The 26,844-nt window shown below is 69.4% G+C and carries 26 protein-coding genes; 18 read left to right on the top strand and 8 right to left on the bottom strand.

The genetic code is table 11. From position 1 onward, the window contains the following. Positions 1-138 precede the first annotated feature (138 nt). From ACLD7X_RS03355 to ACLD7X_RS03335, 5 genes are all read left to right on the top strand, one after another. Positions 139-813, top strand: coding sequence for a ParB-like protein (locus ACLD7X_RS03355; RefSeq protein ID WP_411422045.1), 675 nt, complete (start codon positions 139-141; stop codon positions 811-813). 3 nt (positions 814-816) lie between these two features. Then, a complete protein-coding gene (locus tag ACLD7X_RS03350; protein ID WP_411422044.1) occupies positions 817-2,919 on the top strand; it encodes a cation:proton antiporter domain-containing protein in 2,103 nt (700 codons plus the stop codon). 70 nt (positions 2,920-2,989) lie between these two features. Then, positions 2,990-3,436: a universal stress protein gene (locus tag ACLD7X_RS03345; RefSeq protein ID WP_412007220.1), complete on the top strand. Its 447-nt coding sequence runs from the start codon at positions 2,990-2,992 to the stop codon at positions 3,434-3,436. A gap of 66 nt (positions 3,437-3,502) precedes the next feature. After that, positions 3,503-4,138 (top strand): TMEM165/GDT1 family protein, encoded by a 636-nt coding sequence (locus ACLD7X_RS03340; RefSeq protein ID WP_411422079.1) that lies wholly within the window; start codon positions 3,503-3,505, stop codon positions 4,136-4,138. A gap of 35 nt (positions 4,139-4,173) precedes the next feature. After that, positions 4,174-4,845: a hypothetical protein gene (locus ACLD7X_RS03335; protein ID WP_411422042.1), complete on the top strand. Its 672-nt coding sequence runs from the start codon at positions 4,174-4,176 to the stop codon at positions 4,843-4,845. 48 nt (positions 4,846-4,893) lie between these two features. On the opposite strand, the gene ACLD7X_RS03330 is transcribed toward ACLD7X_RS03335, so the two are convergent. Beyond that, positions 4,894-5,637 carry a phycobilisome rod-core linker polypeptide gene (locus ACLD7X_RS03330; protein WP_412007219.1) on the bottom strand — a complete coding sequence of 248 codons (744 nt, stop codon included), beginning with the start codon at positions 5,635-5,637 and terminating at the stop codon, positions 4,894-4,896. A 166-nt stretch (positions 5,638-5,803) separates the two neighbouring features. Between ACLD7X_RS03330 and bioA the strand changes: the two genes are divergently transcribed. Continuing rightward, entirely contained in the window at positions 5,804-7,084 is a 1,281-nt protein-coding gene (gene bioA / locus ACLD7X_RS03325) for an adenosylmethionine--8-amino-7-oxononanoate transaminase (RefSeq protein WP_411422040.1), read from the top strand. Between the two features lie 249 nt (positions 7,085-7,333). Here bioA and ACLD7X_RS03320 read toward each other — a convergent pair whose 3' ends face one another. Next, entirely contained in the window at positions 7,334-7,927 is a 594-nt protein-coding gene (locus tag ACLD7X_RS03320; RefSeq protein WP_411422039.1) for a histidine phosphatase family protein, read from the bottom strand. After that, positions 7,927-10,446 carry a glycogen/starch/alpha-glucan phosphorylase gene (locus ACLD7X_RS03315; protein ID WP_411422038.1) on the bottom strand — a complete coding sequence of 840 codons (2,520 nt, stop codon included), beginning with the start codon at positions 10,444-10,446 and terminating at the stop codon, positions 7,927-7,929. Before ACLD7X_RS03315 ends, ACLD7X_RS03320 begins: the two co-directional genes overlap by 1 nt. Before the next feature lie 251 nt (positions 10,447-10,697). Here ACLD7X_RS03315 and ACLD7X_RS03310 point away from each other — a divergent pair, with 251 nt between their 5' ends. From ACLD7X_RS03310 to ACLD7X_RS03290, 5 genes are all read left to right on the top strand, one after another. Continuing rightward, positions 10,698-10,979 carry a 2Fe-2S iron-sulfur cluster-binding protein gene (locus ACLD7X_RS03310; protein WP_411422078.1) on the top strand — a complete coding sequence of 94 codons (282 nt, stop codon included), beginning with the start codon at positions 10,698-10,700 and terminating at the stop codon, positions 10,977-10,979. Positions 10,980-11,104: 125 nt separating this feature from the next. Next, positions 11,105-13,528, top strand: a complete 2,424-nt coding sequence (locus ACLD7X_RS03305) for a glycogen/starch/alpha-glucan phosphorylase (protein WP_411422037.1) — start codon at positions 11,105-11,107, stop codon at positions 13,526-13,528. Positions 13,529-13,593: 65 nt separating this feature from the next. Continuing rightward, positions 13,594-14,196, top strand: coding sequence for an esterase/lipase family protein (locus ACLD7X_RS03300; protein ID WP_411422036.1), 603 nt, complete (start codon positions 13,594-13,596; stop codon positions 14,194-14,196). A gap of 37 nt (positions 14,197-14,233) precedes the next feature. Next, positions 14,234-15,337 (top strand): glycosyltransferase family 2 protein, encoded by a 1,104-nt coding sequence (locus ACLD7X_RS03295; RefSeq protein WP_411422035.1) that lies wholly within the window; start codon positions 14,234-14,236, stop codon positions 15,335-15,337. Next, positions 15,337-15,879 (top strand): glycosyl-4,4'-diaponeurosporenoate acyltransferase CrtO family protein, encoded by a 543-nt coding sequence (locus ACLD7X_RS03290; RefSeq protein WP_411422034.1) that lies wholly within the window; start codon positions 15,337-15,339, stop codon positions 15,877-15,879. Before ACLD7X_RS03295 ends, ACLD7X_RS03290 begins: the two co-directional genes overlap by 1 nt. Here ACLD7X_RS03290 and ACLD7X_RS03285 read toward each other — a convergent pair. Next, the gene (locus tag ACLD7X_RS03285; protein WP_411422033.1) at positions 15,854-18,079 is read right to left on the bottom strand and encodes a beta-glucosidase family protein; all 2,226 of its coding nucleotides are present in this window, start codon (positions 18,077-18,079) and stop codon (positions 15,854-15,856) included. The genes ACLD7X_RS03290 and ACLD7X_RS03285 overlap by 26 nt on opposite strands. Further along, the gene (locus ACLD7X_RS03280) at positions 18,076-18,240 is read right to left on the bottom strand and encodes a Nif11-like leader peptide family natural product precursor (RefSeq protein WP_411422032.1); all 165 of its coding nucleotides are present in this window, start codon (positions 18,238-18,240) and stop codon (positions 18,076-18,078) included. The genes ACLD7X_RS03285 and ACLD7X_RS03280 overlap by 4 nt, the downstream gene beginning before the upstream one ends. 272 nt (positions 18,241-18,512) lie before the next feature. Between ACLD7X_RS03280 and ACLD7X_RS03275 the strand changes: the two genes are divergently transcribed. Both ACLD7X_RS03275 and ACLD7X_RS03270 read left to right on the top strand, forming a co-directional pair. Beyond that, the gene (locus tag ACLD7X_RS03275; RefSeq protein WP_411422031.1) at positions 18,513-18,839 is read left to right on the top strand and encodes an RNA recognition motif domain-containing protein; all 327 of its coding nucleotides are present in this window, start codon (positions 18,513-18,515) and stop codon (positions 18,837-18,839) included. A 364-nt stretch (positions 18,840-19,203) separates the two neighbouring features. Further along, a complete protein-coding gene (locus tag ACLD7X_RS03270; protein WP_425625060.1) occupies positions 19,204-20,148 on the top strand; it encodes a fatty acid desaturase family protein in 945 nt (314 codons plus the stop codon). Positions 20,149-20,176: 28 nt separating this feature from the next. On the opposite strand, the gene ACLD7X_RS03265 is transcribed toward ACLD7X_RS03270, so the two are convergent. The 3 genes from ACLD7X_RS03265 to ACLD7X_RS03255 all read right to left on the bottom strand — a co-directional run bounded on the left by ACLD7X_RS03265 (position 20,177) and on the right by ACLD7X_RS03255 (position 23,345). Beyond that, entirely contained in the window at positions 20,177-20,662 is a 486-nt protein-coding gene (locus tag ACLD7X_RS03265) for a helix-turn-helix domain-containing protein (protein WP_411422029.1), read from the bottom strand. 270 nt (positions 20,663-20,932) lie between these two features. Then, positions 20,933-21,070, bottom strand: coding sequence for a hypothetical protein (locus ACLD7X_RS03260; RefSeq protein WP_411422028.1), 138 nt, complete (start codon positions 21,068-21,070; stop codon positions 20,933-20,935). Positions 21,071-21,176: 106 nt separating this feature from the next. Beyond that, a complete protein-coding gene (locus ACLD7X_RS03255) occupies positions 21,177-23,345 on the bottom strand; it encodes a glutamine synthetase III family protein (protein WP_411422077.1) in 2,169 nt (722 codons plus the stop codon). Positions 23,346-23,777: 432 nt separating this feature from the next. Between ACLD7X_RS03255 and ACLD7X_RS03250 the strand changes: the two genes are divergently transcribed. The 5 genes from ACLD7X_RS03250 (at position 23,778) to arsS (ending at position 26,837) form a co-directional block, all read left to right on the top strand. Further along, a complete protein-coding gene (locus ACLD7X_RS03250; protein ID WP_412007389.1) occupies positions 23,778-24,029 on the top strand; it encodes a DUF2811 domain-containing protein in 252 nt (83 codons plus the stop codon). An 87-nt stretch (positions 24,030-24,116) separates the two neighbouring features. Beyond that, the gene (locus tag ACLD7X_RS03245) at positions 24,117-24,515 is read left to right on the top strand and encodes a DoxX family membrane protein (RefSeq protein WP_411422026.1); all 399 of its coding nucleotides are present in this window, start codon (positions 24,117-24,119) and stop codon (positions 24,513-24,515) included. Between the two features lie 56 nt (positions 24,516-24,571). Beyond that, a complete protein-coding gene (locus ACLD7X_RS03240) occupies positions 24,572-25,174 on the top strand; it encodes a sigma-70 family RNA polymerase sigma factor (protein WP_411422025.1) in 603 nt (200 codons plus the stop codon). Then, positions 25,174-25,884 carry an anti-sigma factor gene (locus ACLD7X_RS03235; RefSeq protein ID WP_411422024.1) on the top strand — a complete coding sequence of 237 codons (711 nt, stop codon included), beginning with the start codon at positions 25,174-25,176 and terminating at the stop codon, positions 25,882-25,884. The genes ACLD7X_RS03240 and ACLD7X_RS03235 overlap by 1 nt, the downstream gene beginning before the upstream one ends. Positions 25,885-25,892: 8 nt before the next feature. Further along, positions 25,893-26,837 carry an arsenosugar biosynthesis radical SAM (seleno)protein ArsS gene (gene arsS, locus ACLD7X_RS03230; RefSeq protein WP_411422023.1) on the top strand — a complete coding sequence of 315 codons (945 nt, stop codon included), beginning with the start codon at positions 25,893-25,895 and terminating at the stop codon, positions 26,835-26,837. The last annotated feature ends 7 nt before the right edge of the window (positions 26,838-26,844 follow it).

Here is a 26,844-nt window from a genome sequence, read left to right as displayed (position 1 = left end):
TCGGGGCATCGGGCCCCAGGGGAAGACCGCGACAAGCCGACGCCGACCTGCCGCGCTGCCCGGCCCGGGGGGTTCCTGCACCAGCTGGGCCTGGGCTGATCCGGGTGAGGATGGACCCCTGTGGCCCGTCCGCACCCGATGGCACTGCGACTCCCCCCTTACCAGCAGCTGCCTCCCCCCCGATCCGGCGATCCCCTCATCGAGCTGCCCATCGCCAGCCTCCAGCCCACCCAGCTCTGCGTGGGGCTGGCCGAGGTGCGCAGCCGTCAGATCGACTTTCAGGCCGAGAACCGGGGAGAGCGGCGCCAGTACCTCGGCAGCAAGCCCGTACCCCTGGTGCGCAACGGCGCCGGGGAGGTCTGGATGGTCGACCGCCATCATCGGCTCAGGGCGCTGCTGGAGCTCCAGCCCGACGGCACGGCGTTCGGCTACGTGGTTCTGGAGCTGCCGACCACCGAGCGCGCTGAGGTGCTCGAGGAGCTCGCCCGTCGCGGCTGGCTGTACCTCTACGACGGACGCGGACTCGGTCCCCTCCATCCGGCCGTGCTGCCCCGCCAGCTCACCGGCCTCCAGGACGACCCCTACCGCAGCCTGGTGTGGAAACTCAAGAAGGAGGGGGTGATCGAACCGGCGCCCCTGATCCCCTTCCACGAATTCCGCTGGGGCGCCTGGCTGCGCAGCCGCTCGCTGCCGCCGTTCAGTTCGCTGCATCTCGATCCGGCCCTGCCGGCGGCCCGGGCCCTGGCCCGTTCGGCGGCGGCATCCCATCTGGCCGGCTGGAGAGGGCCGCGAGCCGGCGGCGGCGGTCGCTGAACCATGCCCACCTCGGCCGGGGTCCACGCCTTTCTGGTCCACTCCCCCCTGGCGGTCTTCGCCCTGTTGCTGGGGCTGAGCGTGGCGGTGCCGCCCCTGGCCCGGCGGCTCGGCCTGCCGGATCTGGTCGGCCTGCTCACGGCGGGGGTGCTGATCGGCCCCCACCTGCTCGGCTGGATCAGCAGCGAGAGCCCCACCGTCGAGCTGCTCTCCGACGTGGGGGTGATCTACCTGCTGTTCATCGCCGGGCTGGAGATCGATCTCGGCGAGTTCGCACGGATCCGACAGCGGTCGTTCCGCTTCGGCCTGCTCACCTTCAGCCTGCCCCTGATCGGCGGCATGGCCCTGGGGCTGGGGTATGGCTTCAGCCTGCTGAGCGCCGTGCTGCTGGGGTCGATCCTGGCCTCCCACACCCCGCTGGGCTACCCAATCGTCCGCAGCTACGGCGCCATGCGGGAGGAGTCGGTGATCGTGGCGATCGGCGGCACGATCTTCACCGACCTGGCGGCCCTGGTGCTGCTGGCGCTCTGCATGGGATTGAGCCGCGGGGAGCTCTCGGCCCCGGGCCTGCTGACCCTGCTGGCCAAGGTGGCGCTCTTCGTGGTCCTGGTGGTGCTGAGCATCACCCGACTGGGCCGCACCCTGGTGCGCCGCAGCGTGAACAACGACAGCCAGCTGTTCGTGGCGGCGCTGCTCGCCCTGTTCCTCGCTGCCCTCGGCGCCGAGCTCGCCGGGGTGGAGAAGATCGTGGGGGCCTTCCTGGCCGGTCTGGCGGTCAACAGGGTGCTGCCGGAGGGCCGGGTGAAGGAACAGGTGATCTTCGTGGGGGCCGCCCTGTTCATCCCCGTCTTCTTCATCGATCTGGGCCTGCTGCTCGACCTGCCCGCCTTCCTGCCCACGCTGCTCGGATCGCCCTTCGCCCTGGCCCTGATCGGCACCCTGATCGCGACCAAGGGGCTGGCCTCCTGGTGGGCCGGGCGGATCTACGGCTACGACGGCGCCCAGATCCTCACCCTCTGGTCCCTCTCCCTGCCCCAGGTGGCGGCCACGCTGGCGGCCACCTTCGTGGGCTTCCGGGCCGGCCTCCTGGACGGTGCGGTGCTCAACAGCGTGCTGGCGATGATGGTGGTGACCGCCACCCTCGGGCCCTACCTCACCGCCCGGGCCATGCCGCGCCTGGGGCGGCATGCCGCGGCGGCCCTGACGGCCGAGGCCGCCGGCCAGCTCGCCCTGGTGCGTCGTTCGCTCCGGGTGCTGGTGCCCGTTTCCAACCCGGCCACCGAGGCACCGCTGCTGGCCCTGGCCAGCCTGCTGATCGGCGGCGACGCCGACGACCGCGGCCAGGTGCTCCCCCTGGTGGTGGTCTCGCCCCGCCAGATCGCTGCCAACCAACCGGAGGGGACGGCGGCCACCCCCGCGGCGATGGCCACGGCCCTGGCCCGGGCCCGCAGCCTGCTGGATGCAGCCCTGGCCTTCACGGCCGCCGCCGCGGTGCCATGCCGGACCGTGCTGCGGGTGGACACCGACGTGGCGGGGGGCATTGCCCGGGCAGCCCTCGAACGGGGCACCGACTTGGTGGTGATGGGCCTGGCCCCTCCCGCCCGGCTGGGCCAGTGGCTGTTCGGGGATCTGGTGGATGCCACCTGCCGCCAGGTGTCCTGCCCGGTCGTGGTGGCCCGGTTGCTCGGAGATCCGAGCGGCCTTCGCCGCATCCTCGTGCCGATCAAGGACGTCACGGCCGGCGCCCTGGAACAGTTCCAGCTGGCTGAGCGGCTGGCCGCCGCCCTGGGGGGCAGTGTCACCCTTCTGCATGTCACCGACCCCCGCCACCGGGCCGACCAGCGTCAGCGGCTGCAGGAGCAGCTGAGCCGCTGGCAGCCGGGGGCCACCAGCTCGGGCCAGAGCGTGCCGATCAGCCTGGTGATCGACGACCGCCCCGGTGTCGAGGGCGGGATCGCCCGGGCCGCCGAGGGCCACGACCTGGTGATCCTGCGGTCCCAGCGGCGCTTGGTCGCAGGCCTGCCCATCCCCGCCAGCGACCGAATCGACCGGCTGGTGCGGCGGCTGACCCTGCCGCTGCTGGTGATCAGCGACCCGCTGCACTGAAACGGTCCCAGCCCCTGCGGCGCGTGGGCCCATCGCCCACTAAACCTGGACTGTGCAGCTCGTGCCCCCGATGCCTTACCAGCACATCCTCGTGCCGACGGATGGCTCCGACCTCTCCGGCAAGGCCGTGGAGCAGGCCGTGGACCTGGCCCGCCACCTCGGCGCTCACCTGAGCTTCCTGCATGTGCAGAGCAACTTTCCGATCTCCCTGGTGGGCGTCGGGGAGCTGGTGGACACGAGCACGGTCGAATCCCTGGTGCAGGCGGCGCGGGTGCAGGCGGATCAGATCCTCGAGGCCGCCCTGGCCACCGCCGCCGCCGCGGGTGTGCCCGCCCGCCGCATCAACCTGGTCAGCCCCCAGCCCTACCAGGCGATCGTGGACGAAGCGGCGGCGAAGGCGTGCGATCTGATCGTGATGGCCTCCCATGGTCGCCGGGGCATCACCGGGCTGCTGCTGGGGAGCGAGACCCAGCGGGTGCTGACCCACAGCCCCATCCCGGTGCTGGTGGTGCGTTGAGTGGGGCGCGGCGGCTCTAGGCGGCGGTTGTAGGAAGGGTCATCCCAGGAAACGCTGCCGGTGACGATGGATCCAGGCCTGGCCGCCTTCGGTTCCAGCCTCAGCGCCATCACCCTGGCCGAGCTGGGTGACAAGACCTTCTTCATGGCGCTGATCCTGGCGGTGCGCCATCGGCCGCGCTGGGTGTTCGTGGGCAGTTTTCTCGCCCTGGCCGCGGTCACCCTCATCTCCCTCGGGGTTGGCTACGGCCTGCGGGAACTGCTCCCGCCCCGCCTGCTGCCGTGGATCGCGGCCGTGCTGTTCCTGGGTTTCGGCATCAAGCTGCTGATCGACGCCCAGTCCTTGACCCCCGATGCCGCCCGGGAGGAAGCCAAGGAGGCTCAGGAGGCGGTCGACGCCGCGGAGGGTCAGCATCCGAGCGATCGGCCACTGGCCGTGATCTGGGAGGCCTTCGCCCTGGTGTTCATCGCGGAACTGGGCGACCGCACCCAGCTCACCACCATCTTTCTGGCCACGGCACCGGCGTTCACCTTCGCGGGCCTTCTCGCCGGCACCCTGGCGGGTCACGGGCTGGTGACGGCCCTGGCGGTGGGGGCGGGCAAGTGGATCGGGCAACGGGTGGATGAGCGTCTGATCTTCCGTCTCAGCGGCGGACTGTTCCTGCTGTTCGGCCTGGCGGCTCTCGGGCAGGCCCTGGGCTGACCCTTACGCTGCCCCTCACTGCGGGTGAGTTGGTGGTGGTCAAGGACGAGATCAGCCGGGCGGAGGAGCTTCAGGCCCTCGGCTGGACGGCGGAGGATGTGCGCCGCTACGAGGAGCTCTGGGAATACCGCCAGCGCTGGGGAGCGATCAACCTCGAACCGGAGGACCGGGCGTTCCTGCGCCGGGCCGAGGCCGCCCTGCCCAAGCGCCCCGCCAGCGGCAAGGGTGCCCAGAAGAAGACCCTCCAGGAGAAGTCCCATTACCGCTGGCTGGCGTTCCACCTCGACGCCATGAAGGCCAGCCCCGTGGAGCAGGATCTGGCCGAAGGCGAGGCCGGAGCCTGGCGGATCCTGCTGGAGCAGGAACTGCGGGTGCTCGATCACTACGAGCCGGTGCTCGGGCTCCCCGACACCCTCAAGGCCCGCGACCTGCAGCCCCTGCGCGAGCAGTGGATCGGCGAGGTGGCGGGAGACGCTCGCCTGCTGGAGTTCGACTTCGCAGCCCCCCTCGAGGAGCTGCGCCAGCGCGAGAGCACGAGCTGGAAGCCGCTGCGGGGCGAAGGCAACGACGACCGCCGCTATCCGGTCCTGGCCGGGGAGGCCGCCGAGAACTTCCGCCGCCACATCCACCAGGAACTGGCCCGCCAGATCCGCGCCAGCTTTCCCTCCCTGAAGGACAGCGGCAAGCCCGAACCCCCCGCTCCCTGAAGCGGGGGGAAGGCGACGGGACGCTCCGGTGATCTGGCGCTCAGGTGCTCAGGTGCTCAGCATCGCCGCCACCGTGAGCACCCCGAACACGCTGAGGATCGCCCCGCCACCCAGGATGATTCCCAACCAGAGCTGCCTTGCCCAGGGAGCGGGTTGATCGGCCAGCCAGGCGGGCCGGGGCACACCGGGGACCCAGGGATTGGCACCCGCCGGAGCCCGGCGGGAGGAGCTGTCCCGCCAGTAGGCGTCGTAGCGGGGGGCCTGCTGGTTGAACGGGCGCGCGCCCACGGACTGGCCGGCGAGGGTGCGGGAGCGCTGGTAGGGCACCCGGTCCTCGCCGAAGTGGGTGAGGTATTCGGGTGACGTGAGCAGCGCATCGACGAAGGCCGGCAGACCCTGTTCGGCGATCAGGATCGACCAGGCAATCCGCTCCTGCTCGCCGTAGACAGGCCGTCCGAGCACCCGGCCGACCAGCTGCTCGACGATGCGGTAGTTGCTGTTGCAGCGGTAGAAGTCCTGGCGGAACTTCTCGGAGAGCAGCAGACCTCGGATGAAGTCGCGCACCCGGATCTGACCGGAGCGCAACTGCGACTCCAGCACCGGATCGCGATCGCTGCGGAAGGCATGGAAGAAGATCTGGCGGTAGGCCTGTTCGATCTGGGCATCGAGGGCCGCCGGATCCTGCACGGCGGCGGCAGGAGCCTGGTGCGGCGACTCATCCGTGCCCGGCATGAAGTTGCGCACCCGCGCGTTGAGGGCCGTGGGCTTCACGTTCAGCAGGGGGAGGGGCATCAGTGCAGGGGAAGGGAGTCGCAGGGAAGGTATCCAGGGGGATCCGGGCTCAGCCGGCCCGGGCGCAAAAGCTCACACAGCGTGACCAGTCTTCATGGAGGTTTATGGAGCGCTCCCCGCTCGGCAGACTGCCCTCCCCCCACGGCCCGCCGCGACGCAGCCCTTGATGCAGCCGAGTACCTGGCACCCCCATCTCTGGCACCCCACCACCCAGGTGGCCCATGCCCCCGTGCCGCTCAAGGTTCTGCAGGCCCACGGCGCGACCCTGCAGCTCGCGGATGGCCGCCAGCTGATCGATGCGATCAGCAGCTGGTGGGTGACCCTGCACGGCCATGCCGAGCCCACGATCGCCGCGGCGATCGCGGCCCAGGCCCAGCAGCTGGAGCAGGTGATCTTCGCCAACTTCAGCCACGAGCCCGCCGAATCCCTGGCCGACCGCCTCAGCGCCCTCAGCGGCCTGGAGCGGCTGTTCTTCTCCGACAACGGATCCACCGCCGTGGAGGTGGCCCTCAAGATCGCCTGGCAGTGGTGGCGCAACCGGGGCGAAGCGCGCCATCGCCTGATTGCCTTCGAAGGCGCCTACCACGGCGACACGGTGGGGGCGATGGCCGTGGGGGCCCGCTCCATCTTCACGGCCCCGTTCGAGCCGCTGCTGTTCGATGTGGCCCGGGTGCCCTGGCCCCACACCTGCTGGCATGACGAGGGCGTGGAGGAGCGGGAGGCGGCGGCCCTCGCCGAACTGGAGCAGGCCCTGCAGACCCCCAGCGCCGCGGTGATCCTCGAACCGCTGATCCAGGGGGCGTCCGGCATGGCGATGGTGCGGCCCCCGTTCCTGCGGGCTGTGCAGGAGCGGGTGCGGGCGGCGGGCAGCCTGCTGATCGCCGACGAGGTGATGACCGGCTTCGGCCGCACGGGCAGCCTGTTCGCCTGCGAGCAGGCCGGGCTGCGGCCCGATCTGATGGCCCTGTCCAAGGGCCTCACGGGAGGCTTCCTGCCGATGGGCGTGACCCTGGCCAGCGAGCGGCTCTACCAGGGGTTCATCAGCGACGATCCGACGGCCACCTTTTTCCATGGCCACAGCTTCACCGCCAACCCCCTGGGCTGTGCGGCGGCCCTGGCCAGCCTCGATCGGCTGGAGGCCGACCCGGAGCGTTACACGCACTTCGAAGCCCGCCATCGCCCTCACCTCGAGCTCCTGAGCCACCACCCGCTGGTGCGCCGGCCGCGCTGCCTGGGAACCGTGGCCGCCTTCGAGGTGGCCGTGGATCAGCCGGGCTACCTGAATGCCGTGGGGCGACGGATCCAGCACCTCTGCCTGGAGCGGGGGGTGTACCTCCGCCCGCTCGGCAACGTGGTGTATCTGCTGCCGCCCCTCTGTCTCAGCGACGCCCAGCTGGAGCGCTGCTATGCCGCCATCGGCGCTGCCCTGGAAGCCTCACCAGGTTGAAGCGGTCGATCCGGTTGTTGGTTGTTCAGCGCCAGCGCCAGCGGCATGGCGCGTGTGCTGGGGCTCAAGCCAAGGGAATCGGGCCAAGGGAATCGGGGCGACAGGGATCCCCGTCGAGCTGCAGGGCGGGGTGGTTGGAGGCCCGCTTGCCCCCCACCCGCTCCCTGCCGGCGACGCGATCAGCCGCTGCTGAAGGTAACGGCTCAAGAGCAGCAGGCTGACCTTGACCGGCGGCTCAGGGGCTCAGGGTCAGGGGCTCAGGGTCAGGGGGGCGTTCCAGCAGCGGATCGCCGGCACCCCCCGGTACCAGGACAGAACCGTGAGGGTGGAGGTGTCGAGCAGGAAGTGCGCGCCGCCGGCGGTCGGCAGACCGATCCAGCGGGCACCCAGCACCCGCAGCACATGGCCGTGGGCGAACAGGGCGACCGGGCCATCCACAGCCCGGACCCGCTCGATGACCCGATCCACCCGTGCGCTGACGGCCTGGGGGGATTCCCCACCCGGACAGCCATCGCGGAACACCAGCCAGTCGGGCGTCTCCGTCCGGACCTCAGCCGGGGTGCGCCCCTCGTAGAGGCCGTAGTCCCACTCGAGGAGGTCGGGCTCGATCTGGGCGCCAGCCCCCAGGCCGGCCAGCTCGCAGGTTTCCCGCGCCCGTTGCAGGGGACTGCAGAGCACCTGGTGAAACTCCCGCCCCGCCAGCACCGGTGCCAGACCACGCGCCACCTCCCGCCCCCGCTCCGTGAGGGGGAGATCGGTGCGGCCGGTGTGCTGGCCGGAGAGACTCCAGGCTGTTTCGCCGTGGCGGATCAGCACCACCTCCGCCGGTCCTGCCTTGGCCATCAGCTCACCTCGCAGCCCATCGCCACCGGCAGGGGCTCCACCCCCCACACCCGCTCGGCGTACTCCCGGATGGCCCGATCCGAGCTGAAGTACCCGCTGCGGGCCGTGTTGAGGATCGACGCGCGCTGCCAGGCGGATGGATCGGCCCAGAGTCGCGAGGCGTCGTTCTGGCTGACCAGGTAGTCGGGCAGGTCGGCCAGCAGGAAGTAGGAGTCGCGGCCCACGATGTTCTGCACCAGCGGCCGGAACAGCTCTCCGTCGCCGTTGCTGAAGTGACCACGCTCGATCAGATCCAGGGCCTCACGCAGCAACGGCACCTTCTCCACCCATTCCCATGGACGGTAGTCGGAGCGAAGCTCGGCGATCTGCTCGGTGGTGTGACCGAACAGGAAGAAGTTGTCCGTGCCCACCTGCTGGCGGATTTCCACGTTGGCACCATCCAGGGTGCCGATCGTAAGGGCGCCATTGAGGGCGAACTTCATGTTGCCGGTGCCCGAGGCCTCCAGACCGGCCGTGGAGATCTGCTCGGAGAGGTCGGCGGCCGGATACACCCGCTCCCCCAGCTTGACGTTGTAATCGGCCAGAAACGCCACCCGCAGCAGGCCGCGGTTGTCGGGATCGGCGTTGATCGTCTCGGCGATGCCGCTGATGAAGCGGATGATCAGCTTCGCCATCCAGTAGCCAGGCGCCGCCTTGCCACCGAAGATCACCGTGCGGGGCACCATGCCCTCGGTTTCGCCGTGTTTGATCCGCAGGTACTGGAGCACCACCTGCAGGGCATTGAGATGCTGGCGCTTGTATTCATGAATGCGCTTCACCTGGATGTCGAACAGGGAGGTGGGATCCACCAGCACCTGCGACTGTTCAGCGATCACGCCGGCGAGCCGGCGCTTGCACGCGAGCTTGCAGGCCGCCCAGCGCTGCTGGAAACCGCTGTCGGTGGCGAGGGGCTCCAGCTGCCGCAGACGCTCGATGTGGGCCGGCCAGTCATCGCCCAAGGTTTCGCCCAGGAGCCGGGCGAGGGGCGGGTTGGCCAGGGCCAGCCAGCGCCGCGGGGTGACGCCGTTGGTCACGTTGGTGAACTTCCCGGGCCAGAGGGCGGCGAAGTCGGGGAAGAGATCGGTCTTCACCAGCTGGCTGTGGAGCGCTGCCACACCGTTGACGTGGTGCGCCGCCACGGTGGCCAGATGGGCCATGCGCACGGCCTTGGTGCCGTCCTCGTGAATGATCGACACCCGTCGCAGCAGATCCAGATCACCGGGTGCGTGCAGCCGCACCTGCTGCAGGAAGCGGGCGTTGATCTCGTAGATGATCTCCAGGTGCCGTGGCAGCAGGGAGCCGAACAGACCCACCTCCCAGCGTTCCAGCGCTTCCGGCAGCAGCGTGTGGTTGGTGTAGGCGATCGAGGCGGTGGTGATCGTCCAGGCTTCGTCCCAGCCGAGTCGGTGCTCATCCACGAGCAGCCGCATCAGCTCGGCCACGGCGATGGAGGGATGGGTGTCGTTCAGCTGCACGGTCCAGTGCTCGGCGAACGACTGCACCGGGGCTCCGCGCAGCGCGAGGGTGCGCAGCATGTCCTGCAGCGAGCAACTCACGAAGAAGTGCTGCTGCTCGAGCCGCAGCCGCTTGCCCTGGTCGGTGCCGTCGTTGGGGTACAGCACCTTGGAGAGGGTCTCGCTGGCCACCTTCTCCTGCACCGCGCGCTGGAAATCACCCTCGTTGAAGGCATGCACATCGAAGGATTCCGCCGCCACGGCACGCCACAGCCGGATCCTGTCGCAGCTGTTCACCCGGTAGCCCAGCACCGGCACGTCGTGGGGCACGCCGAGGGCACGGTGGGCCGGCAGCCAGCGCCGGCGCTCGGCACCCTGCTCATCGCCATAGCTCTCCACATGGCCGCCGAATCCCACGGACACGCTCTGCGCTGGATAGACCAGCTCCCACGGCCATCCCCCCTTGAGCCACTTGTCGGTGATCTCCACCTGCCAGCCGTCTCGGATCGCCTGATCGAAGATCCCGAACTCGTAGCGGATCCCATAGCCGCTGGCGGGAAACTCCAGACTGGCCAGTGACTCGAGGTAACAGGCGGCGAGGCGGCCAAGGCCGCCATTGCCCAGGCCGGGTTCCTCCTCCACGTCGAGCACCTGGTCCAGGCCTGGCCCGCCGAAGCGTCGCAGCGCTTCCGCCGCCTCCGCCTGCATGCCCAGCATCAGCAGGTTGTTGCCCAGCTGGGGGCCGATCAGGAATTCGGCCGAGAAGTAGGCCACAACCTTGGCTGACCCGGCACGCAGCTGATCCTTGGTGGCCAGATGGCGGGTCATCAGCCGATCGCGCACGGCATGGCTCAGGGCCATGTAGAGGTCGTGCACGCTGGCGCCTTCGGCCCGGGTCCCCAAGGTGTAAAAAAGATGTTCGGCCATGCCGTCGAACAGGTCGTTGGCGGTCAGACCGTTGCGCTGGGGATCGCCGTAGCTGGCGGGCACCGGGATGCCGTGGGGTACAGGGGAACTGCTGACCATGGCCGAGGGGCGATCCACACATCTCCACCCTGACCCGTCCAAAGCACAGTTGGTTAAGAAGGCATGAATGCGCGGCCCCGGGTTGATGAACGGACGGAGCGCGGCAGCGAGGTGGCGCAGCAGTGGGGTGGCGCGGCAGTGAGGTGCCGCGGTGATGTGTGGAACTCGCGACGATGGTGTCGGCGATGACAGGCCGGAGATCGCACGCGGAGTTGAACTGTCACTCAGCGCACTGGACGGTCCGGGCAACCATGGCCAGCTACACCATCACCCTCGATGACGGCCGCAGTTTCAGCTGCAGCGACGACACGTACATCCTCGACGCGGCCGAGGAGGCCGGCATCGACCTGCCCTTCTCCTGCCGCGCCGGTGCCTGCAGCACCTGCGCCGGCAAGGTGCTGAGCGGCAGCGTCGACCAAGCCGACCAGAGCTTCCTCGACGACGACCAGATCGCCGCCGGTTTCGCCCTGCTCTGCGTCAGCTACCCCCAGAGCGATTGCCAGATCCAGCCCGACATGGAAAACGAGCTCTGATCCCGGGCTGCACCGCACGATGACCCGCTTCCCGCACATGGCCCACGCTTGGTAGTGCTCGCCACAGCACGCCCCTGCTAGGCGGCAGCAGAACGGAAGCAGTTCCATCGCCGTCCGCGGCTTCCATGGCCGAATCCTTCCGCTCGAGCACCAGCCCCTGCCAGACCAGCAGCAGGGCCCTAGCCGAGGCCATGCAGCGGCATCTGTTCTTCAGCCAGGCGAAATCCCCATCCCTGGCCACCCGCCATGACCACTACCGCTGTCTGGCGCTGGCGGTGCGCGACCGGCTCCTGCACAACTGGGTGGACACGGCCGAGACCTACACCCAGGCCCAGGTGCGCACGGCGGTGTACTTGTCGGCCGAGTACCTGCTGGGGCCGCACCTCGACAACAACCTCGTCAACCTGGGGCTGCGGCAGGAAGCCGAACAGGCCTGCCACGAGCTGGGGCTGGACCTGGAGGAGCTGATCCGGGAGGAGCCCGAGCCGGGCCTGGGGAACGGCGGCCTGGGCCGGCTGGCGGCCTGTTTCCAGGAGTCGATGGCGACCCTCGAGCTCCCTGCCATCGGCTACGGCATCCGCTACGAATTCGGCATCTTCCGCCAGCAGATCACTACCCAGGGGCAGCAGGAGAGCACCGATTCCTGGCTGGCCCAGGGCAACCCCTGGGAAGTGATCCGCCCGGAGTGGAGCTACCCGGTGACCATCGGCAACCACACCGTGATCGGGGTGGCCTACGACACCCCGATCCTGGGCTACGGCGTTCGCACGACCAACACCCTGCGCCTCTGGGCGGCCTCGGCGCCCGAAGCCCTGGACTTCGCCTCCTTCAATGCCGGCGATTACACCAAGGCCGTGCTGCACAAGATGCAGTCGGAAACCCTCTCCAAGGTGCTCTACCCGAATGATGAGCCGGAACAGGGCAAACGCCTGCGCCTCTCCCAGCAGATCTTCTTCGTGAGCTGCTCCCTGCAGGACATGTTCCGCATCCTCAGGGGTCAGGGCCTTCCCGCCCGGGAGTTCCACCGCAAGTTCGCCGTTCAGCTCAACGACACCCACCCGGCCATCGCGGTGGCCGAGCTGATGCGTCTGCTGCTCGATGAGCACCGGCTCGACTGGGACACCGCCTGGGGGGTGACGACGGCCAGCCTCAGCTACACCAACCACACCCTGCTGCCCGAAGCCCTCGAGACCTGGGGGATCGACCTCTTCCAGCAGCTGCTGCCCCGGCAGCTGGAGATCATCTATGAGATCAATGCCCGCTTTCTGCGCATGGCCCGGATCCGCTATCCGGGTCAGCCCGACAAGCTCGCCCGGCTCTCCCTGATCGAGGAAGGTCCGCATCGGAAGGTGCGCATGGCCAATCTGGCCGTGGTGGGCTGCCACCACACCAATGGCGTGGCCGAGCTGCACAGCGAACTGCTGCGCCGCCACGTGCTCGCCGACTTCGCCGAACTCTGGCCGGATCGTTTCACCAACGTGACCAACGGCGTCACCCCGCGCCGTTGGATGGCCGTGGCCAATCCGGCCCTGGCCAACCTGCTCGACGACGTCATCGGCTCCCACTGGCGCCGCGATCTCACCCATCTGCAGGCCCTCGGGAAGCACACCGGCGACGACGCCTTCCTGCAGCGCTGGCGCGGGGTGCGGGATGCCTCCAAGCAGCGACTGGTGCAGCACATTCACCAGACCCAGGGCATCCTCCTCGACCACAGCTCCCTGTTTGACGTGCAGGTGAAGCGCATCCACGAGTACAAGCGCCAGCACCTGGCCGCCCTGCACGTGGTGGAGCGCTACCTGAGGCTCCGCAACGGCGAGGACCTTCCCCCGCGCACGGTGATCTTCGGCGGCAAGGCCGCCCCGGGTTACGCGATGGCCAAGCTGATCATCCGGCTGATCGTGGGCATCGCCGAGATCGTGAACATGGATCCGGCCATGGCCGGACGCCTGCGGGTGGTGTTCGTGCCCAATTTCAGCGTCAGCCTGGGGCAGCTGATCTATCCGGCCGTGGATCTCTCCGAGCAGATCTCCACGGCGGGCAAGGAAGCCTCTGGCACCGGGAACATGAAGATGGCCCTCAACGGGGCCCTCACCATCGGCACCCTGGATGGGGCCAACATCGAGATCCGGGATCAGGTCGGCGCCGACAACTTCTTCCTGTTCGGCCACACGGCCGAGCAGATCCACGAGTTCGATCGGATGGGCTACCACCCGATGCCCTGGATCGAGAAGGATCCGATCGTCCGTGAAGTGATCGAGCTGATCGGCTCCGGACACTTCAGCGAGGGAGACCGGGACCTGTTCCATCCCCTGCTGGCCAACCTGACCAGCCATGACCCCTTCAAGGTGATGGCCGACATCGGCGATTACCGCCAGGCCCAGAACCACGTCGATGCCTGCTGGCAGGACCCCAGCCGCTGGGCCCGGATGTCCGTGGCCAACACGATGGGCTGCGGCTTCTTCTCCAGCGACCGCTCGATCCAGGAATACGCCGAGCGCATCTGGAAGGTCGCACCGGTGCCGGTGGAGGCCACCACCCGCAGCCTCTGAGCAGACACCCGGAGGCCAGCCAGAGGCCACCTCGAGAGCACGCCCAGGCCACGTTGAATGGGGGAATGGAGCACCCCCATTCCCCCCCCCTGGTGCTGGTGCACGGGCTGCTCGATCGCCCCACGGTGTTCAACCGGCTCAAGCAGCGCCTCGGCGGGCAGCGGGAACCGCTGCTGATTCCAGCCCTGCCGCTGCGGCTGGGGGCCACCCCGGTGACCGAGGCCGCCGCCCTGCTGGGCAGCCACATCGAGGCCGCCTTCGGCCTGGAGCAGCGGGTGGACCTGCTGGGCTTCTCCATCGGCGGGGTGATCTGCCGCGCCTGGATCCAGCTGCTGGGCGGGCACCGGCGGACCCGCCGCTTCATCAGCGTCGGCAGTCCCCAGCAGGGCACCCTCACGGCCCTGCCCTGGCCGCGGCGGATCACCGCCGGGATCGCCGATCTCAAGTGGGGCAGCCCCCTCCTGGAGCGCCTCAACGGCGATCTGGCGACCCTCGAGACGGTGGAGTGCTGCAGCTTCTATTCCGTGGTCGATCTGGCGATCGTGCCGGGCTGGCGGGCGGTGCTGCCGGTCGGTCCCCGCCACAGACTGCCGGTGCTGACCCACCCCCAGCTGCTCCGCGATCCCCTGGCCCTGGCACCGCTGGCGGAGGAACTGCTCAGGCCCTGAACCCGCCTAGCATGGTGGCGCCCAGGGAGACAGGCCGATGGACTGGCTTGCCGTTTCCCTCGTGGGGCGCTGGATGATCGGCTGGCCGTTGAGCCTGTGGCTGCCGGTGTTGCCCGCCGCCGATGGAGACGGCGCTACCGCCAACGACGACTACTCGGCCTCGGTCTCGGTGCTCATCCCGGCCCGCAATGAGGCCGCGACACTGCCCAAGCTGCTGCAGGCTCTGGCTGCGCAGACGCTTCGCCCTCAGGAGGTGATCGTCATCGACGACCACTCCAGCGATGCAACGGCCGCGATCGGCAGGACAGCGGGGGTGCGGGTGCTGCAGCCGCCGCCCCTGCCGCGGGGCTGGTGCGGCAAGACCTGGGCCCTCCACCAGGGGGTCCAGGCCTGCAGCGGAGAGCGCCTGGTCTTCCTCGATGCCGACACCGAGCCCGCCCCGGACTTCCTCGCCAGCCTGCTGGCGGCCCTGCGGACCTACGGCGGCCTGGTCTCCGTGCAGCCCTACCACCGGACGGAGCGGCCCTACGAACAGCTCTCGATGCTCTTCAATCTGGTGGGCCTGATGGCCGTGCCCCTGGGGCCCGGTGGGGGGGTGGCCTTCGGACCGGCCATGGCCACCAGCCGGGCCGACTACCTGCGCATCGGCGGCCATGCCGCCGTGGCCGACAAGGTGGTGGAGGACTGGTTCCTGGCCCACCTCTACCAGCGGGCCGACCTGCCCGTGAGCGCCTGGATCGGGATGGGGCGGATCGCATACCGCATGTATCCCGGCGGAATCGCCGACCTGGTGAGCGGCTTCAACAAGAACTTCGCCACCGCGGCGGGGGAGGTCCGCTGGCCCTGGATGCTGGGCGTGCTGCTGTGGCTCTCGGGGCTGTTCTGGGCCGCCTGGTGCCTGCCGGCCTCCCTGCTGGGCTGGCCGATGATCGGGGACCCGGCCCTGCTGCCCAACCTGGTTCTCTATGCGGCCTTCGCCATCCAGCTGCTGGTGATCACCCGGCGGGTGGGCCGCTTCAGCTGGATCAACCTGGTCTTCCCCATCCCGGTGCTGTTCTTCCTGGGGGTGTTCCTGCTGGCGATCCTCAACCTGGAGCGGGGTCAGGTGCGCTGGAAGGGCCGCAGCGTGCCCACCCGCTGATGGGGATCGACCCCCTGCTGAGCAGTGGCCTGGGCTGGCTGGCCTGGTCGGTGCTGGTGGGAGGGCTGGCCAACCGGGTTCCGGCCAGGGTGCTGGCCGGGAATCCGGCGCTGCCCGGCCGGCCCCGCGGCCGGTGCTCCCGGCAGGAGAGGCTGCGGCGGTTCGAGCAGCAGCTGGCGATCCGCGCCTGGAAAGGCTGGCTGCCGGATGCCGGAGGAGCCCTGCCCGGAGGCATCCCCAAGGCCCGGCTGGTGGGCCGGGATCGCGACGGGCTGGAGCGGCTGGTCGTCGAGACCCGTCGGGCTGAGCTGGTGCACCTGGCGCTGTGGCCGTTCTGGCTGGTGACGGCCCTCTGGCTGCCCCCGCTGGGCGTGGTGATCAACCTGGTGTTCGCCACCCTCTTCAATCTCCCCTGCATCGCCCTGCAGCGCTACAACCGGCTGCGGCTGGAGCGGCTGCTGGAGCGGTGGGACGGTACCCCTCAGGCCGGGGGGGACTTCCCGGTTCCCGGCAGGGTCAGGGGCCGAGGACCCCGGCCTTGAGGAGCAGCTCCACCGCGAGGCCCTCGTCCTCGGCGTGGCGGGCCAGCCGCACCACATGGGGGCCAGCCTCCAGGCAGAAGCCATCCTGGCGGGGATCGAAGTAGGCCAGCCGCCGCAGGGGAATCCCCAGCGTCACCCGCCGCTGCTCCCCGGGCGCCAGCTGGTCCAGGCGGGTGAACCCCGCCAGGAGCCGGGCGGGCCGCTCCAGCAGCCTGCCGGGGGGATCCACGTACACCTGCACCACCTCGTCGGCCGCCATCGGCCCGCGATTGGCCACGGTGAAGTCCAGCTGCAGGCTGCCGCCCTCCGCCCCCCCGGCCTCGACCTGCGCCGTGAGATCCCCATACGCGACGTGGCTGTAGGACAAGCCGAAGCCGAAGGGGAAGGCGGCGGCATGGCCGTCGCGCCGCAGCCGCCTGTAACCGTGCCAGAGGTCGTAGGTGACCCGGCAAGCCCGGGGATCGAACGGTGGCAGGTGGGTGGCGTCCGTCGGCAGGGCATAGGGGAGCCGGCCCGAGGGCGAGACCCGGCCATCGAGCACATCGGCCAGGGCGTGCCCCCCCTGCTCACCGGGATAGCCCAGCAGCACGATCGCGGGCACCGCCTGCCGCCAGGGCTCCATGAGGATCGCCCCGCCGCCCATCAGCACCACCACCGTGCGCGGATTGGCCGCCACCACGGCCCGGATCAGCTGCTGCTGGGCGGGGTCGAGGCCCAGGTCGGTGCGGTCGCCGGCGGCGAAGTCGCCCCCGGGCCGGGCCGAGCCGAAGCGCGTGATCGCCGCCATCAGCCACCCCACCGGCGACCACAGCCTCCGCAGCCCGATCCGATCCAGCAGGGGCCGCAGCGGATCGGGTGGGGGCACCTGGCGCAGGACCGGCGCGATGTCACCGGGATGGATGTGCTCGCCTTCGTCGCGCCAATCGAGCCCCACCACCACCACCGCCGCCTCACAGCCCGCCGCCAGGTTCGCCGCGGCCGCCGGATCGGTCCCACTGGCGAAGCGCACCCGGCGCCGGGGGTCGGAGGAGCGCAGGCCGTCCAGGGGGGTGACGACGACCCCCGGGGCAGGCCGGGTGTCGGAGGAGCCCCGGTCCCCCAGGTTGGGCACCGCCGCCAGCTCGCCGATCACCGCCAGGCTCTGGAGATCGGCGAACGGCAGCGGCGCTGAGGGGGAGGGCCGAGGGCCGGCGGCGGCGGACGGCGGCGCATTCTTCAGCAGCACGATCGCCTTGGTGGCCGCCTCCCTGGCGAGGGACCGATGGGCCGGGCAACCGCGCAGCTGGCGGGGATAGACACCGGTGGGCACCGCCAGCCGCGTTCTCAGCTGCCGCAGCACCGCATCGTCGACCCGGCCGATCGGCAGGCGGCCATGGGCCAGGGCCGGTGCCAGCACCGCCTCGAAGATCATCCGGAAGGGCATCTCCAGGTCCTGGCCGGCCAGCAGGGCCTCCACCCCGTCCCTGAGCCCGAAGATGAAATCGGTCACCACGAACCCCCGGAACCCCCAGCGGCGCTTCAGGATTCCGGTGAGCAGCTCGGGATGCTGACCGCACCACGTTCCATTCACCCGGTTGTAGGCGCTCATCACCGAGCCGGCCCCTGCCTCCACGCAGTCGCGGAACTGGGGCAGGTACAGCTCATGGAGGGTCCTGGCATCCACCCGGACATCCACCCGGAACCGGGAACTGTCGATCGAGTTGAGGGCGAGGTGCTTGACGCAGGCGATCGCGTGGCGCTGGATGCCCCGGGTCATGGCGGCTCCCAGGGCACCGACATGCACCGGATCCTCGCCGTAGGTCTCCTGGGCCCGGCCCCAGCCCGGATGGCGCAGCAGGTTCACGCAGACCGCCGCCAGCCAGTTGGCCCCGAAGCTGCGGGCCTCCACGGCCATGGCCTCGCCGATGCGCTGCTCGAGATCCACATCCCAGCTGGCGCCGCGAGCGATCGGAACGGGAAAGGTGGTGGCGCCACCCTCGAGCACGACCCCCCGCGGCCCATCCACGAACTGCAGCGGAGGAAGGTCCAGCCCCGGCAGGCTGCCAGCCGGCCAGGGGTGACGGTGCGAGGCGTCGTGCAGGGCAATGTCTGCCATGCCCGACCAGAAGGGGGTGTCCCCGTCCAGCAGGGCGAGTTTCTCGGCCGGTGTCAGTCCCGCCAGCAGGGCTTCAGCCCTGGCTTCCGGCGCAACCGGGGTCACTCGCGCAGATGACGACTCCACGCTGCCGGCGAGAACGTGTGGCCTTCAGCGGCTGCCAGCGCCACCACCGCGCCGGCGTCGGGGGCGGAATCCACCTGGGCCCTCAGGGCAGGGTCGGCATCGACTTTGACCATGAAGGCCTTGAGCTGGGCTTTGGACATGGTCGGCATCCGTCGGACCCTCCAGCCCTAGCCAGGGTGAGGGGCGCTGTCAGCGGGGAGCATCCGCCATGGGGCCGGCATCCGCCGCAGCGCGGGGACCGTGCCGATTGGAGCACCGTCCACAGAGATGCTGTAGGGTTGAAGGGATTCAAAGATCACTCTTCAGCGGGTTTCTTCCGAAACGGCGGCTCCCATTCCAGGTTTCTCCACTAGGCCAGCGACTTACTTCAGGGCTTTCGACGAATCTGTTCATAGTTTCCAGACCAGATTTCATGACCATTTACGTGGGCAACCTCTCGTTTGACGCCGAGGTTGAAGACGTTCAACACCTGTTCTCTGAATACGGTGAAGTGCGCAAGTGCAGCCTTCCCCTCGACCGGGACACCGGTCGTAAGCGCGGCTTCGCTTTTGTCGAAATGGCCAACGAGGCCGATGAGACCAAGGCCATCGACGACCTCCAGAACGTCGAGTGGATGGGCCGCAACATCCGTGTCAACAAGGCCGAGCCCCGCACCGGTGGTGGTGGCGGCGGTGGTCGCCAGTTCGCCGGTTCCGGCTCCTACGGCGGCGGTGGCGGTGGCGGTGGCAACCGCTGGTGAGTTGACCCCCTGAGGCACTTCCCCCGGGAAGTGCCCACCCTGAGCCGCCCCCTGCGGGCGGCTTTCTGTTGTCTGGGCGGCCCGTAGGACCGTCCGGCTCCAGCCCGACCATCCCCCCCGACCATCGACAGCAGCAGCTGGATCGGTGGACCTGCCCCGCGCGGGCCCCTCCGGAATTTCCTTGACAGACCGTTCCATCTCTTCCGTCACCGCCCAGTTCTCCACCGGACCCCAGGCGCCCCGTAGCCCCCAGGCCCTCGCCCGCCAGCTGAGACCGCTGCTGCCGAGCGAGGCATTCCAGACCAGCCCGACCAGGCTGGCGCTTGTACCGATCAATCTGGCGATCCTGGTGCTGGGATGGCACATGGCAAGCCAACTGGATCGCTGGCCCCTCCCCTCCTTGCTCATTTGGCTGCCCATAGCGGTGCTGATGGGGAACAGTGTCATGGTGCTTGGTTTTCTCGCCCATGATCTGATGCACGGCAGAGGCCCCCGACAGCGGACCCTGCGTCGGCTGGCGGGCCTGCTGGGCTTCAGCATGTTGTGGATGACGCCGACCCTCTGGCAGGCGGTGCACAACCGCGAACATCACAGCCACACCAATGGCCTCCAGGACCCTGACCGCAGCTACCTGGCCAGCCAACCCAACAGCTGGGGCAAGCGCCTGTTCCACTGGATCGCCCCCTCCTCGGAGGTCAACCCTTTGGTTCTTGCGCTGGGCATGACCAGTGCCTGGCCCCTGCACCACTTCCGCACCACCTGTGCCGTGCTGCTGTTCAACAGCACCAAGACCGGCTTCACCCCAGCCTCATTTCGAGTGCGGCCCGCAGAGCGCCGGGCCATCGGCCTTGAGCTGGCGGCCGTGGCGAGCATCCATCTGCTGGTGATCAGCTGGATCGGCCTCCAACCGATCCAGCTGTTGCTGGGATATTTCCTACCGCTGTGGATTGGCTACGCAATGGCCATGGCCTATATCTACACCAATCACGTACTCAACCCTCTTACAGAGGACAACGATCCCCTGCTGAGTTCCCTCTCCCTTCAGGTGCCGGCCTGGATCGACCTGCTGCACTGCAACTTCTCCCACCATTCCGAGCACCATGTCTTCCCGGGACTGAACAGCAACTATTACCCGCTGGTGCGCCAGCTCCTGCTGCGTCACCACGGCGATCGCTTCAACCTGATGGGTGCCGCCGAGGCCTGGCGCCTGATGCTCGCCACTCCCCGGTTCTACCGGGATGCCGGCCATCTGATCAGCGCGGATGGTGCGGTGCTGGTGCCCGTGCCGCTGGCCCCAGCGGCCCCCTGAACGGCCGTCCATCCGGGGGTCGGGGGGTTCAGCTCACGAGCCGCGGCTTGCCGGGATGGATCGCCCTGAGCGGCCGGGGCCGGGCCGGGATCACCAGGGAATCCCGCCGCGGATGGTGCCTCCGGAACTGGCGGTCATCGGCCGCCCGGCGGCAGGTCTGCCGAAACAGCGGCATGGCGATCCCGAAGGTCTCCTCGAACTGGGCCAGGGTTTCGGCCGTCGTCCGCAGTCCGCAGTCGCGGATCGCCGCCCCGAGGGCCTGCTGCGGCTGCGCCGTGATGGCCTGAAACAGCCTGTTCAGGCGATGGTGCTGCAGGGCCTCAAACGGGGTCATTCCCCGCGACTGATCGAAGCAGAACTCCAGGCAGGCCTCGCTCACGCCCAGTTCCTCGGCCACCAGGACCATCTCAATCGGCCGACGGAAGTGGCGGGCGAAATACTTCAATGCCGCACCCACCAAGAGCCGGCTGCGGGCGGGGCTGGCCGATGGGCAGTCGCGGGGAACCAGAAGCATCGATGGATCTCCCACAGGAACTGGAGCACCGGGGCATGGCTCGGCAGGCCAGCATCCGGTCAGGGTTGAAGGGGACGCGGCGGTGCGATCGTCTCGTCTACCACCGTCATAGGCAGCGGGACCAAACGGCATCCACCGCGCGCCCGGAAGGTCCATGATTTGACGCATGCCGGCACGAGCCGCAAGGTTCGACCGACGTCCTTGTGAAGGCGTTGTAACCCGGCGAAGGCGTGTAACCGGGCGAAGGCGCTGGGACGGGCAGTGAGGCGATCAGCCCTGGCGATTGTGCGTGTCGCTGGGCCGCAGCACCAGCACGACCGAACCGATCACGATCAGCCCGATCAGGCCAAGACCAGCTGCCAGGGGCAGCGCCACATCCGTCTCCATCGGAACCTGCAGGCTGAACATCCAGGGTTCCATGATGGAGCGAAACGGGCGCCACCGCCTCGGCGGGCCGGGCCGGGTGCGACTCAGCGCATGATCAGCGCACGGTCAGCGCATGATCAGCGCATGGTCAACGCATGAACAGCATCTCCTGGTAGGTGGGCAGCGGCCAGGAGGCATCGTCGACCAGCGACTCCAGGGCATCGGCGGCTTCCCGGATCCGCCCCATGCAAGGCAGCAGGGCATCGACGCAGTGGCGCAGATGGGCATGGACGCCCTCCCCCTCGGACGCCATGGCGGCCTCCAGGGCGGTACAGCCTTCCAGCATCTGCTGGCAGAGGGCATCCATCCGCGAGAGCACGGAGGGATCGGGCGACAGGCCGACCTTCTTCTGGGCCTTGAGGGAGGCCGCCAGGCCGCCCATCGACTCCATGATCACCGGATAGAGCTGGGTGCGCACCATGCGCAGCAGCAGCCTGGCCTCCACCTCGATGGCGAGGATGTACTGCTCGGCGTACACCTCGAAGCGGCTTTCCAGCTCCAGCGGGGTGAGCACGCCCTGGCGTTCGAACAGATCCCGGATCTCGGGGCGTTGCAGCACCGGCAGCGCATCGGCCGAGGTGGGCAGATTCTCCAGACCCCGCTCCTCAACGGCGATCCGATGCCACTCCGAGGAGTAGCCGTCCCCTCCGAAGACCACGGCACCATGCTGATCCATGGTGCGCTTCAGGGCCGCGAAGGCCGCATCTTCCAGGGAGGCACCGGAGGCCATCCCCGCTTCCAGCTGGTCCGCGATCCACTGGATCGAGTCGGCGAGGATCGTGTTCAGCACCACCAGCGGACCGGCCACGGACTGGCCGGATCCGACGGCCCGGAATTCGAAGCGGTTGCCGGTGAAGGCAAACGGGGAGGTGCGGTTCCGGTCTCCCGGATCCTTGTTGAGATCGGGCAGGGTGTCGACCCCGAGGGACATCAGCGCGGCCTGGGCGGACCCCTGCAGATTGCCGGAGCGGATCTGGCTGTACACATCCTCCAGCTGGCTGCCCAGATACACCGAGATGATCGCCGGTGGAGCTTCGTTGGCACCCAGACGATGGTCGTTGCTGGCGGTCGCAATGGCGGCACGCATCAGCGGGCCGAAGCAATGAACGCCGCGAATCACCGCGGCACAGAACAGCAGGAACTGGAGATTCTCGTGGGGGGTGTGGCCGGGATCCAGCAGGTTGCCCTGGGTGGCGTTGCCGATCGACCAGTTGACGTGCTTGCCGCTGCCGTTCACGCCGGCGAACGGCTTCTCATGCAGCAGACAGGTGAAGCCGTGCTTCTTGGCGGTGGCCTTCAGCACCGTCATGGTGAGCTGCTGATGGTCCGTGGCGACGTTGGCCGCTTCGAAGAAGGGCGCGATCTCGAACTGACCGGGGGCCACCTCGTTGTGGCGGGTCTTGGCGGGGATGCCGAGCCTGTAGAGCTGACGCTCCACATCCTGCATGTACACCTGCACCCGCTCGGGGATGGCCCCGAAGTAGTGGTCATCGAACTGCTGGCCCTTGGCCGGCGGCGCGCCGACCAGGGTGCGCCCGGCCAGTTGGAGGTCGGGACGCAGGGCCGTGAAGGCCGCGTCGACCAGGAAATACTCCTGCTCGGCCCCGCAGCTGGAGTTCACCGGGGCGACCTCGGTTTCACCGAGCAGGCGCAGCAGCCGCTGGGCCTGGCGGTTCATGGCCGCGTTCGAGCGCAGCAGGGGGGTTTTCTTGTCGAGGGCCTCGCCGGTCCAGGACACGAACACCGTGGGGATGCACAGGGTGACCCCGTTGGGGGTATCCATCAGGTAGGCGGGACTGGTGGCGTCCCAGGCCGTGTAGCCGCGGGCCTCGAAGGTCGAGCGGATGCCGCCGTTGGGGAAGGACGAGCCGTCCGGTTCCCCCTGCACCAGCAGCTTGCCGGTGAACTCGGTGATCGCCGTGCCATCTCCCTGGGGGGAGATGAAGCCATCGTGCTTCTCGGCCGTGAGGTTGGTGAGCGGGTAGAAGACGTGGGCGTAATACAGGGCGCCGCGGCTGGTGGCCCAGTCCTTCATCGCCTGGGCGACCACGTCGGCCACGGAGGCGTCGAGCTTGGTCCCCTCCTTGATCGAGCGCTGGATCGACTTGAAGACGGTCTTCGGCAGGGCCGACTTCATCTTCTCCAGGGTGAAGACGTCACTGGCCCAGAGCTCCTCCAGGGGAGCTGGCGGCTGGGTCTGCACCGGCGAGCGGGCCAGGATCGACTCGATGGCATTCAGCCGTGCGGTGGCAGGCATGGGAAAGGTCAGGGGATGAAGGTCAGCCAAGCCCCCCACCCCCCCCATCGATTGCCGCAGTTGATACCAGGAGCGGAACTCGGAGGACCACCCGGATCACTGGGGGTGCGACCGATCACCAATGCTTAGCAGTCAGGCTTTTCCGCCCCTGCCGGCGTTTTTCCCCAGCAGGACCCGGTGTTTTCCCCAGGCGGCTCTCCCCGGTCGCCGCACGGCCACCCGGCCCGGGCGCAGGCTCCGGGGAAAAGGCCTCTCCCGTTGACGGCCAGCCCTGAGCCGGCATCGCCCCGGGACGCTGGGCTTCGCAGGTGGCGCCGAGCCGCTGCCAGCACTCGATTCCCGCCGTAGGTCCCAGTGGGATGGGGGGTGCACCGCCGGCTTTGACGGGAGCCGCCCGCCATGGCGTCATGGAGGGGAAGCGCGATGAGCTGTGTGACCCAGGTTCCCGATCACCCCCCCGCCCACGTGTCCGTCGAGAACCAGTTTCCGGAGGATCTGTTCGAGGCGATGCGGGAGTTCGTCCACACCCATCCCCAGTGGGACCAGTACCGCCTGATGCAGGCGGCCCTGGCGGGCTTCCTGTTCCAGCAGGGGTGCCAGGACCGTGCGGTCGCCCGCCATTACCTCGACGGGTTGTTCCGTCGCGACCCCGCGGCCCAGGCCCCCGGCACCACGCCGGCCTGACGCCCCCGGCGACCAGGTCCCACGCCCACCGCCACCACCCCACCGGGCCACCACCCCACTGCAACCCCCACTGCCGCTCCCTCCCCCATGGCTGCGTCGTCCCGCTCCCAGGTCCGCCGTTCCCCGCACCGGCCCGCCTGGCTGGATCCCCTGGGCCGGCTCCTGATCGGCCTGGTGTTCGTGCATGCGGTGGTCGGCAAGCTGATGGACGTCCCGGCCGCGACCGCGGTGATCGCGAACCGCGGCCTGCCCATGGCCCCGCTGCTGCTCGGTGCGGCCATGCTCCTGATGGCGGCGGGATCGGTGCTGGTGATCGGGGGCTTCCGCACCCGCCTGGGGGCGCTGCTGCTGCTGGCCTTCCTGGTGCCGACCACCCTGCTGTTCCATGGCGAGGTGGGCGATCCCCAGCAACGCATCCAACTGCTGAAGAACCTGGCCATCGTGGGGGGGCTGCTGCTGGTGCTGGATCGCTCGCCCGCCAGCTGAGGCCAATCCGGCGGCCGCCTCCACCGGTAGACAGGCCAGACGACCCCGCGCAGTTCATGGGCCTGGAGCCGACCATTCCCACCCCCGGCCAGGGGCCTCCAGCCGCGGCGCCGGCGCCACCCCCCCTCGACCACCAGGACCGGGCCGCCCTGTACGACGCCTGCAGTCCGGCCGTCTACCGCCTGGCCCTGCGGCTCTGCCGCAACAGCCAGGCCGCCGAGGATCTCGTCCACGATGTGTTCGTGCGCTACTGGCGCCAGGACAGCTACGACCCGCGGCGGGGGCCGGTGCTGGCCTACCTGCTGCTGCTGACCCGTTCCATGGCCCTGAATGGACTGGCCCAGCAGCGCAACCGCTGGCAGATCCTGCAGCAGTGGTCGGCCCAGCTGCTGGGCCGCGACGAACCGGCCGCCCAGCACTGGGCCGAACTGACGGACCTGGGCGAACGGATGCGCCACGCCCTGGAGCAGATCGATCCGAAGCAACGCCAGGTGCTCGAACTGGCCTACTACCAAGGCCTGAGCCAGTCCGCCGTGGCCGAACGGCTGCAGATCCCCCTGGGCACGGTGAAGACCCGCTCCCGCCAGGGGCTGCTGGCCCTGCGGCATCACATGGCCGACTTCCACGACCTCCCCGCCGATCCCCCAGCCCGCCCGTGATGACCCACTCCGATCTCCCGCCGATCGACGAGCTCCTGGCCGGCCATGCCCTGGGGGATCTCGATGAAGCCGAACAGGCGTCCCTGCGCCAGCAGCTGGCCGCCGATCCCTCCCTGCAGCGCCGTCTCGACGAACTCGCCACCACCCTGCAGCTGCTCCCGCTCGGCCTGCCGGCCCAGGCCCAGCCCCCGGCCCGTCTGCGGCAGCGGCTGCTCGCGCCGGCGGAACAGCCGCCAACGCGGCACCGCTCCCCGGCACCGTCCTGGAGTCGCCTGGTGATGGCCGCCCTGGCCGGTGGGCTGATCGTGACGGGCCTCCAGGTGCAGCAGCTGCGGCACCAACTGGCCCAGCAGAGCCCCCCTGCCGCGACCGCGCCGAGCCTGCGGGTGAACCGCACCATGGTCCTCGAGGGCGACACGCCGGGCGGTCCGATCTCCGGCCAGGTGGTGGTGCAGGCGGATCAGGGCTACAACCTGCTGCGCCTCAAGGGGCTGCCGCCGGCACCGCCCCAGCACGTCTACCGGCTCTGGGCCGAGGTGGACGGGCGCCAGGTGGGATGCGTCCAGGTCGTCCCCGACAACGACGGCGTCGTGGCGATGCCGATTCCCAGCGAACCCTCCAGCCATGCCAGCCGGCTGAGCATCAGCCTGGAGCCCCTCCGGCCCGGCGGGGATCAACCCCTCGGGCCCCGCGTGCTCACCAGCATCTGATCCGGCCCGTGCGCGACACCCACGCCTTCCCCGCCCTCCACCGCCACAGCCTCACCTGCCTGCAGGTGAATCTGGGCTACCGCTGCAACCAGAGCTGCAGCCACTGCCACGTCAATGCCGGGCCGACCCGCACGGAGAGCATGGACCCGGCCACCCTGGCACTGATCCCGGCCGTGCTACAGGCCCGGGGGATCGGCACCCTGGATCTCACCGGGGGCGCCCCGGAACTCCACCCACGGTTCCGGGAGGTGGTCCGCCAGGCCCGCCGGCTGGGGGTGACGGTGATCGACCGCTGCAACCTGACCATCCTGAGTGAACCCGGCCAGGAGGATCTGGCGGACTTCCTGGCCAGGGAGGGGGTCGCGGTGGTGGCCTCGCTGCCCTGCTACTCCGCCGGCAATGTCGATCGGCAGCGGGGCTACGGGGTGTTCGAGCGCAGCATCGCCGGCCTGCGGCAGCTCAACGCCCTCGGCTACGGGGAGCCGGATACGGGCCTGACGCTCAACCTGGTGTACAACCCCCAGGGACCGAGCCTGCCGCCGCCGCAGCAGAAGCTCGAGGCGGACTACCGGCGGATCCTCGCCCAGGACTTCGGCATCCGCTTCAACCACCTCTTCGCCCTGGCCAACATGCCGATACAGCGCTTTGCCGCCGTGCTGCAGGCCAGCGGGCAGCTCGAGGGCTACCTGGATCTGCTGCGGAGCCATCACCGCGACGCCAACCTCGAGCAGGTGATGTGTCGCTCGTTGATCAGCGTGGACTGGCAGGGCCAGCTGTTCGACTGCGACTTCAACCAGATGCTCGACCTGCCCGCCGCCGGCCGCACCCGTCAGCGCCCCCACCTGCGTGACCTGCTGGAGCACGACCCCTGCAGCGATCCGATCGCGGTGGGGGCGCACTGCTTCGGCTGCACGGCCGGGAGCGGTTCCAGCTGCAGCGGTGCCCTCGGCTGAGCCAAGC

It is taken from the genome of Aphanothece microscopica RSMan92 (assembly GCF_046613545.2).
GTDB lineage: Bacteria > Cyanobacteriota > Cyanobacteriia > PCC-6307 > Cyanobiaceae > NIES-981.
The sequence above is the reverse complement of the archived record's forward strand: the minus strand, read 5'-3'. Positions and strand labels throughout refer to the sequence as shown.

Bases quoted from the DNA above. Each gene is read 5' to 3' on its own strand.
- ACLD7X_RS03310 (WP_411422078.1), top strand. From the start codon at position 10,698: ATGGCCAGCTACACCATCACCCTCGATGACGGCCGCAGTTTCAGCTGC.
- ACLD7X_RS03295 (WP_411422035.1), top strand. From the start codon at position 14,234: ATGGACTGGCTTGCCGTTTCCCTCGTGGGGCGCTGGATGATCGGCTGG.
- ACLD7X_RS03305 (WP_411422037.1), top strand. From the start codon at position 11,105: ATGGCCGAATCCTTCCGCTCGAGCACCAGCCCCTGCCAGACCAGCAGC.
- ACLD7X_RS03290 (WP_411422034.1), top strand. From the start codon at position 15,337: ATGGGGATCGACCCCCTGCTGAGCAGTGGCCTGGGCTGGCTGGCCTGG.
- ACLD7X_RS03320 (WP_411422039.1), bottom strand. From the start codon at position 7,927: ATGGCCAAGGCAGGACCGGCGGAGGTGGTGCTGATCCGCCACGGCGAA.
- ACLD7X_RS03240 (WP_411422025.1), top strand. From the start codon at position 24,572: ATGGGCCTGGAGCCGACCATTCCCACCCCCGGCCAGGGGCCTCCAGCC.
- ACLD7X_RS03235 (WP_411422024.1), top strand. From the start codon at position 25,174: ATGACCCACTCCGATCTCCCGCCGATCGACGAGCTCCTGGCCGGCCAT.
- ACLD7X_RS03350 (WP_411422044.1), top strand. From the start codon at position 817: ATGCCCACCTCGGCCGGGGTCCACGCCTTTCTGGTCCACTCCCCCCTG.
- ACLD7X_RS03245 (WP_411422026.1), top strand. From the start codon at position 24,117: ATGGCTGCGTCGTCCCGCTCCCAGGTCCGCCGTTCCCCGCACCGGCCC.
- ACLD7X_RS03265 (WP_411422029.1), bottom strand. From the start codon at position 20,662: ATGCTTCTGGTTCCCCGCGACTGCCCATCGGCCAGCCCCGCCCGCAGC.
- ACLD7X_RS03255 (WP_411422077.1), bottom strand. From the start codon at position 23,345: ATGCCTGCCACCGCACGGCTGAATGCCATCGAGTCGATCCTGGCCCGC.
- ACLD7X_RS03280 (WP_411422032.1), bottom strand. From the start codon at position 18,240: ATGTCCAAAGCCCAGCTCAAGGCCTTCATGGTCAAAGTCGATGCCGAC.
- ACLD7X_RS03355 (WP_411422045.1), top strand. From the start codon at position 139: ATGGCACTGCGACTCCCCCCTTACCAGCAGCTGCCTCCCCCCCGATCC.
- ACLD7X_RS03315 (WP_411422038.1), bottom strand. From the start codon at position 10,446: ATGGTCAGCAGTTCCCCTGTACCCCACGGCATCCCGGTGCCCGCCAGC.
- ACLD7X_RS03345 (WP_412007220.1), top strand. From the start codon at position 2,990: ATGCCTTACCAGCACATCCTCGTGCCGACGGATGGCTCCGACCTCTCC.
- ACLD7X_RS03275 (WP_411422031.1), top strand. From the start codon at position 18,513: ATGACCATTTACGTGGGCAACCTCTCGTTTGACGCCGAGGTTGAAGAC.
- ACLD7X_RS03270 (WP_425625060.1), top strand. From the start codon at position 19,204: ATGGCAAGCCAACTGGATCGCTGGCCCCTCCCCTCCTTGCTCATTTGG.
- ACLD7X_RS03300 (WP_411422036.1), top strand. From the start codon at position 13,594: ATGGAGCACCCCCATTCCCCCCCCCTGGTGCTGGTGCACGGGCTGCTC.
- ACLD7X_RS03260 (WP_411422028.1), bottom strand. From the start codon at position 21,070: ATGTTCAGCCTGCAGGTTCCGATGGAGACGGATGTGGCGCTGCCCCTG.
- ACLD7X_RS03340 (WP_411422079.1), top strand. From the start codon at position 3,503: ATGGATCCAGGCCTGGCCGCCTTCGGTTCCAGCCTCAGCGCCATCACC.
- bioA (WP_411422040.1), top strand. From the start codon at position 5,804: ATGCAGCCGAGTACCTGGCACCCCCATCTCTGGCACCCCACCACCCAG.
- ACLD7X_RS03330 (WP_412007219.1), bottom strand. From the start codon at position 5,637: ATGCCCCTCCCCCTGCTGAACGTGAAGCCCACGGCCCTCAACGCGCGG.